Genomic DNA, 6,592 nt, shown 5'->3' with positions numbered 1-6,592 from the left:
GATCCAGCGGATCGTCAACGAAGACGAGCGGTATTACGAACTGTTTATCCGATACATGGATGAATTATGGCCGCACGTCATCGGCTATGTCGACTACTTGACCGAGCTCGGCAAACGCCAGCAGCAGCTCGCCCGCACGTATGCGCTTGAGATCGACTATGATTTGCTTCGCCATTATGTCATCAAACAGTTCAACCTCCGCAAAAAGCAAATCAGCCGCACGAAGCGCGTCGATGTCGTTGAGGGGCTTGAAAAAACGGCTGCTGAGTCATGAACGAACGGGCGGGCTCTGCCCGCCTGCATGTAAAAAAGCGGGAAAGAAAATATTTTCACAAACACCTTTGTGGCTGAGCGTGAAAAGAGCTGCAAGGAGGCGCGGTGATGGCAGCATGACGGCAAGCTCTGCTGCTGCCTTCAAGGGGAGCAAGGTATTTATTTTGGGGGGAATAGGGATGAATCAAAGCTTGTCGGATGAAGGCACACAAAGGGGGAATGAAAAATGGGGAGCTTGTTTGCGGTCAATCCGAAACGATTTGCGATTGCGGGGGGAGCTGGGTTCCTCGCCGTCATCGCCTTGGTTGCCATGCTTCTTCTGTCGGGAACGGCGTTTGCGGCGTTTCCGCTTTCAGGAGTCGGGGGATTTACGATCAGCGCTGATAAAATTACGGGAACCGGGTTTAAACTGTATCCCGCCATCGGTGAAACCGAACAAAGAGGGGCTTGGGGACAGGCCGCCGTCGACTTGGCGTCGGCGAACATCACCAATTTGGTGCTGACGAAAAACATCAACACCGAATCGGCGCTTGGCGCTTACGGCATTAAAAGCATTGACGTTGTCGTCACTGGCGGCAATGTGAGCGGGCAAAATTTAAAATTGCGCGTCACCGGCATTCAAGCGGACAGCACATCATTTGCCGGCTTGGAAACGCAAGAGCATAAAACCGACAATCCGCTCAATGTCATCGATTTGAGCGCGCCAAGCTTGACTCTTGACAAACCGAGCTTGAACACGCATTACATGTCGGCTGGGTCGATCACGATTCCAAGCATGAAGCTGAAAGTGATCGCCAACATGAAAGACGGAAGCCGTGTCGGCGATTTTTAATTCGGTCTGATCATCATTTAGATGGGAGAGGTTCATCTCCTATTCCTCCCAAAATGAATCGGATGGTCTGGCATCTTGTTTCCTTCTGTCAAGGACTGCGTCAACCGTTGAGTCAGAGGGGTGACGAAAAGAGGAAGGGATGGCGGAGTGTTCAGCTTGCCCGCCGCCGTCACTCGCCAAATGGAAAGATGAAAAACGGATAAAGGGAGGCAAGACTATGAGAAAAACGTTCGAGATGGTGCAAATCGCGGTCATTGGTGCGCTCACGGGGGCGTTTATTGGCGGAATCGTGCTCCAAGGAGGGATGGATGGAGCGCTGTGGGGGGGATCGGCGCTGGCGGCTATTCTTGCGGCGCTCGTTTGGCCGCTTCTCGACCGCCCAACTGCTTTGATGCGAGCAAAATATGGAGCGGCGGCTTTTTTGCCCGGCATGCTTGTTGGCGGGAGTCAATGGCTGTCGATCGGGGTTGTTGGGGCAGCGGTGGGAGGGGCGGCGAGCAGCGTGCTGGCTGCTTTTTTTGTCTCGCGTCTCATCATGCGCCACGAAGAGCAGGGCCGTTATATTCGCACACGTTTTCATTATGTCTGGCTGTTTTCTGGCGGATCTCTCGCGACGTTTTTCGCTTTAAACGCCTTGTTTGTCGCTGAGAGGGCGGCGCCGTGGCAAACATGGGCGCGATCGATTCCGATGGCCGTTCAATCATCTATCGTTCTTGCCTTCGTGTTGCTTGGATATATGATTTGCATCGGCTGGAAAAAGAGAAAGACCGAGACATGGCGGCAAGCGCGGTCGGCTGCCCGTCGGGCGGGGGGAGCGCTGCTGGTTGGAGGGCTGCTGCTTATCGCCGCCGCTTCGATGTTCCATTACGACTTTTTGTCTGTTCACGATGCAGCCCGCTTTGTGGGGCCGCTGTTGTCGTATGCCTTAGGCTGGATACTGCCGTGCGCCGTCGGGTTTTTGTTTGCCGCCAACCGACATCGTCCTGTGTTAGGATCGGTGCTCGTAATGATTGGTGCAATATTCGTCTTGATCGTCGGCATCAGTGTGTTTCCGATGTTGCTGCTTCCCGGAAGCGGGCTCATGTGGGCTGGGCTGGTGACGGGGCTGGTCATGATCGTTTTGGCTATTTTAAGCATGATCAAACCGCAAAGCCATGTCACCATCGGTAGCTTTCTTATTCTCGCTTCCATTCTGTCTTTCGTTGGTGCGGCAGGAGGCTTGATCATCGGAGGAATCATCGGGCTTTTAGGAGGAGCGCTTGTAGTCGGATGGAGCGGGAAGCAGACAGAAAAACAAGAGGGCCATTCTTCACCCCCCGCCTCGCCGCTCCCGCCGCATTCGCCAACAATGACAGGGTAAAGGAGGAACTGAATGAAATCCTTCAAATGGCTGAAACCGTCGCTTCTTGCATTGATGCTTCTTCTCTGCCTGCCGCTTGGCGGTTCGCGTTCGCTCGCCGCAGGGGAGGAACAAGGATTTGTCATTCATGCTGATAAAGTCGTCGGCATCTTCGATTTGGGGGGCATCATTCTTGGGTCGCCGAAAGTGATCGTCGGCAAGCTTCCAATTGCCTTCATCCAAGCGGACATCAGCGGATTGTCAATGGAACGAGCCATCGACACGCCGCAAGGAACAATCGTGCTGTCGATTCGATCGGAAGGAACGGCGAGCGCTACTTGGATGAAGCTTGATGTGACGAAATTGAAGTTCGGGGGCCTTTGCTTGGATGGATTTCCGCTTAAGCAGTGTTTGAGGGACGTCACATTGGTGGCGACGAAGATGACGGCCTCCCGCCTCTCCATCCCTGGCATGTCGCTGTCGGCTTCATCTTCTGGCGCCGCTTTGGCGCCAGCGGAGCAAAGCGCGCTTGAACAAACCGATCTCGCGCAAGAAGCGGAACGGCTCGTCTGGCAGCTGGATGAACAAAAGCAAGGCGACAACAGCGCCGCCCGCATGGTCGAGACGCTGCAAGCAGACGTCCCGGCGTTGGCAAAGCGCGTCAAGGCTAGAGCAGCTGAATGGCAGGCGTTCGCCGAAAAGCTGGACGCTGTTTCGGCTTCCCTCCAACAGCTTGAGCAAGTCATGGCGGGCGGACGAACAGCTGAAAGCGTAGAAAGAGCACAATATGAAGAAATCACGGTTCGCCTGCAGGAGTGGAACGAAATGATCGATCAACAAACGGCTGCCCTTCGACAAGATATCGAGAAATGGAAAGAACAAGACGCTCTATGGAAGAACGCAGTTTCGTATGCAACAGAAACGTTGAAGCTTGGAGAACAATCAAAAGCGATGAATCTTCTTTCGGCTTTGCGTTCGTCGCTTGATAGCGTCAAACAACAACTTGACAAGCTGGAAACGGATGAAGCAGTTTGGCGCAAAACGGCGAACGAGCTTGAACAGCGGCTGAATGCAGTGGCTGAATGGTTGAAGTCCAAACCGGCTGCCGAAGCGAACAGCACGGATGGACGTTCTCAGCCCCCGCTTCCTTCGCCGGGAGCAGATGAGGAAGGAAAACGGTAAAGACATAGAAGGTTGGTAATGATAGAAAAGAAATGCTCTTCTTGAACTGCAAAACGATACAACGCTTTTTTCATCTCAAAGCGACAAGTTCGCGCAATGGTGGTTTTTTCACCGACCTTATAGTGTAAATTATCATTTTATTTAATAATGTGCTAGTTTACACTTATAGGAAACGAGGGGCAAGGCGTTTGGCTCCTTGCCCTGTTGGTGTAGACCGATTTCAGCAAGAAGCGCTCATGCCGCCGCTGTGTTAAATGATTCCGTCGCGAATCGCTTTGACGATGGCTTCTGTCCTGTTTTTGGCGTTCATTTTTTGCAAAATGGCGGACACGTAATCGCGCACCGTGTATTCGCTCAAATGAAGCCGTTTCGCCGCTTCGTACGTCGATGCTCCTTCGGCGACGAGCTTCAGCACTTCGATTTCCCGCGGCGATAAATGCGGCGTCGGCTGAACGAGATCGGAACGCCCTCCGCTGCATTTGGCCAAAATCTCCCCCGCGCTTTGTCCGAATTTCATCACTGCCGTGTAAAGATCATTGGACAATTGAAAGGACGTCTTCGGCCCGCAATCCAAAATGGCGGCGCCGATAAGCCGATTTTCCGACGGCGCGTAAATGGGAGCGATGACGATCGATTCCAGTTGAAACTGCTTGACGTATTTCATCGGCAATCCTTGCGCCGCATGGCGGACATAAATGGGCGGCACGTTCGTCATCTGGCGGCCGAGCAGCTGCAGCCGTTGGATGTATTGCTTAATGAACGGAAGGCTGTCGATGTGTTCGTGAATGCTTTTGATGTCATGATTGTCCAGCTGATAGCCGTACAGTCCGAATCCGCTTTCATGAGTGCTTGAATAGGCGAACAGGGCACATCGTTCAAATGGCAAGTAAGCGACAAATCCGGTTGAAATGTACTCGATCGCTTCGTTCAGCGATTTGGCCCGCATAATCCATTGGTCAAACAACAAGACGGCGTCTTTCCNAAGCTGCTGCTCTTTTGTGCGGATGGCAGCCTTCCGGGCGGCATGAAACTGTTCGAGGGTGTGAAGAAGAAACGGGGTGACGAGCCGATCTTCCCCTTCCGCGCAAACGAGCAACAGATCGCCCCCCCATGGGAGCGGAATCAATCGCGTTCCACTCGCATCGATGCAGGAAAGAATACGTTCACATAAAGCGAAAATCGTTTCTCCATACATCGGTTCTTCTGTGAGCGCATCGGCCGCGCTTCCATGCCATTTGGCGACGATGAATCCGCCATCAGCTGTCCTTGCCAGCTGGGCGATCCATGCGATCGGCAGTTGCTTGGATGAAACGATTTGCGAAAGAAACTGCTCAAAATCGAATTCGGGGCAGCCAGACGCATTGACGGACTCAAGAAGTTTGGAAAAAACGTACTGAACGGCTTGATGAACGCGAAATTCTACAACACCGTCCGATTGGATGGCTTCGTGAACCGCGTTTTCCATCATCGATAAAATGGAGGTGAACTGGTTGGGCGACAGCTCGCCGTTTCGTTTTTCCCACTCGCGGCGAAATGACGCCAGCCATTCATCGATATCATTCATAGGATCAAGCCATTGCGAAGAGAACACGTCAACGGCAAGCCGCAAAGGATGGGCGGCAGCGTGCTGCTTGTCCTCTAGCTCGACGCATTTGTCCAGCCAAGCGGAGAAAATGTCGTCGCGGTGCTTCCGAATCATCTCCCATCCTTCTTTCAAAATGGCTTCTAATCGGATTGACAAGCGCAAGTCCATTCGTTTTCCCTCCTTAAGTTTTTTTCTTGTTTTTGTCCAACCGATATCATTGCTTCCGTTTCGGGTATCGATCGTTCCATACAATTGGGCGTCATGGGCGTCGGATGTTGGTTGATGCCGGGAGAGAAAAACGAGTGCAAAGATGTTGGGAACAAGAGAAACCGGTTGCGGAAAGTCCTATGATCATCGTGGTGATATATATTAATAATATTATAACAATTCTGCCTATTATGATACAAATGGTTTGCGAACCGTGAGTCAGTCAAGACTTTGTACAAATATTTTACTCACACGCGAACCGTATTTGCGTTGTGTACGATAAGAGATAAAGAAACGAAAGGGGATCATAAACGGATGAGCACGACCGAACATAAACAAGAAGCCCCCAAAACCGTCCGTTGCAAAGTCATCACCGTCAGCGACACGAGAACGGAGGAAACCGACCAAAGCGGCCGGCTGATGATCGAGCTGCTCACGGAAGCCGGGCATGAGGTCGTCGGCTATGAGATCGTGAAAGACGAAGCGGACGCCATTCGCGAGGCAGTGCTTGACGGCTGCCGCCGCCTTGATGTTGATGCGGTGCTCACGAACGGCGGCACCGGCATCGCCAAGCGCGACGTGACGATCGAAACGGTCGGTGCGCTGCTTGAGAAAGAACTCGTCGGCTTTGGCGAGCTGTTCCGCTTCCTAAGCTACACCGAAGACATCGGCCCGGCCGCCATGCTGTCGCGCGCCGTCGCCGGCGTGGCAATGGACACCGCCGTCTTTTGCACTCCCGGCTCCACCGGCGCTGTGCGCCTCGCGATGACGAAGCTCATTTTGCCGGAGTTGGGGCATGTGGTGAGAGAGATTCGGAAGGATAGGGAGAAGCAGCGAAAGACGCTTTGACGAAAGGAGAGGATGAGCGGAAATGGGGGGGGCTGACCTAAAAGGTTGTTTTTTCTTAAACAAAACACAACACATCGTTTCTTCAAGATTGTTTTACGCCTACATATAGTTAAGAAAGGGTGTCCCGATCCTTTTGGGACACCCTCCTCTTTGTTTTTTTGTATATTTTACCAAATGGAAGAAAATCCCGATTCTGTTCACCCCTGATTTGCGCCACCAAGGACAATTGCTTGTCCCTAGCGGCTTTTTTGAGAAGATTGTGGGCAGCACAAATCAGCCCTTTTCACTCGTCAAGCCTTGATTGACTTTTCCCTTTCTTGATTGC

At 52.5% G+C, this 6,592-nt stretch carries 5 protein-coding genes and 3 pseudogenes; 5 read left to right on the top strand and 3 right to left on the bottom strand.

The window, feature by feature from the left end; translation table 11 throughout:
• Positions 1-274: pseudogene (locus VU18_RS20330) on the top strand (ribonucleotide-diphosphate reductase subunit beta); the annotation flags it as partial.
• Here VU18_RS20330 and VU18_RS20325 read toward each other — a convergent pair.
• Positions 269-418 (bottom strand): hypothetical protein, encoded by a 150-nt coding sequence (locus VU18_RS20325; RefSeq protein WP_236687382.1) that lies wholly within the window; start codon positions 416-418, stop codon positions 269-271. The pseudogene VU18_RS20330 and the gene VU18_RS20325 sit on opposite strands and share 6 nt — an antisense overlap.
• A gap of 81 nt (positions 419-499) precedes the next feature.
• Between VU18_RS20325 and VU18_RS12070 the strand changes: the two genes are divergently transcribed.
• The 3 genes from VU18_RS12070 (at position 500) to VU18_RS12060 (ending at position 3,626) form a co-directional block, all read left to right on the top strand.
• Entirely contained in the window at positions 500-1,105 is a 606-nt protein-coding gene (locus VU18_RS12070) for a DUF6230 family protein (protein ID WP_011232244.1), read from the top strand.
• A gap of 217 nt (positions 1,106-1,322) precedes the next feature.
• Complete coding sequence (locus VU18_RS12065; RefSeq protein WP_020278084.1) at positions 1,323-2,465, top strand: DUF6114 domain-containing protein; 1,143 nt, start codon at positions 1,323-1,325, stop codon at positions 2,463-2,465.
• 12 nt (positions 2,466-2,477) lie between these two features.
• Positions 2,478-3,626, top strand: coding sequence for a hypothetical protein (locus tag VU18_RS12060; protein ID WP_011232242.1), 1,149 nt, complete (start codon positions 2,478-2,480; stop codon positions 3,624-3,626).
• A gap of 250 nt (positions 3,627-3,876) precedes the next feature.
• Here VU18_RS12060 and VU18_RS21275 read toward each other — a convergent pair.
• Positions 3,877-4,607 (bottom strand): annotated as a pseudogene (locus VU18_RS21275) (response regulator transcription factor); the annotation flags it as partial.
• Position 4,608: 1 nt separating this feature from the next.
• Positions 4,609-5,379, bottom strand: a pseudogene (locus VU18_RS20315) (DNA-binding response regulator); the annotation flags it as partial.
• Positions 5,380-5,733: 354 nt separating this feature from the next.
• Between VU18_RS20315 and VU18_RS12050 the strand changes: the two are divergent.
• Positions 5,734-6,267, top strand: a complete 534-nt coding sequence (locus tag VU18_RS12050; protein ID WP_011232240.1) for a molybdenum cofactor biosynthesis protein B — start codon at positions 5,734-5,736, stop codon at positions 6,265-6,267.
• Positions 6,268-6,592 lie beyond the last annotated feature (325 nt).

It is taken from the genome of Geobacillus sp. ZGt-1 (genome assembly GCF_001026865.1).
In the GTDB taxonomy this organism is placed as follows: Bacteria; Bacillota; Bacilli; order Bacillales; family Anoxybacillaceae; genus Geobacillus; species Geobacillus thermoleovorans.
This window is presented reverse-complemented; position numbering and strand designations above follow the sequence as displayed.

What these genes read in the sequence shown, in the direction of transcription:
- VU18_RS12070 (WP_011232244.1), top strand. Translation starts at nt 500, where the DNA reads ATGGGGAGCTTGTTTGCGGTCAATCCGAAACGATTTGCGATTGCGGGG.
- VU18_RS12065 (WP_020278084.1), top strand. Translation starts at nt 1,323, where the DNA reads ATGAGAAAAACGTTCGAGATGGTGCAAATCGCGGTCATTGGTGCGCTC.
- VU18_RS12060 (WP_011232242.1), top strand. Translation starts at nt 2,478, where the DNA reads ATGAAATCCTTCAAATGGCTGAAACCGTCGCTTCTTGCATTGATGCTT.
- VU18_RS12050 (WP_011232240.1), top strand. Translation starts at nt 5,734, where the DNA reads ATGAGCACGACCGAACATAAACAAGAAGCCCCCAAAACCGTCCGTTGC.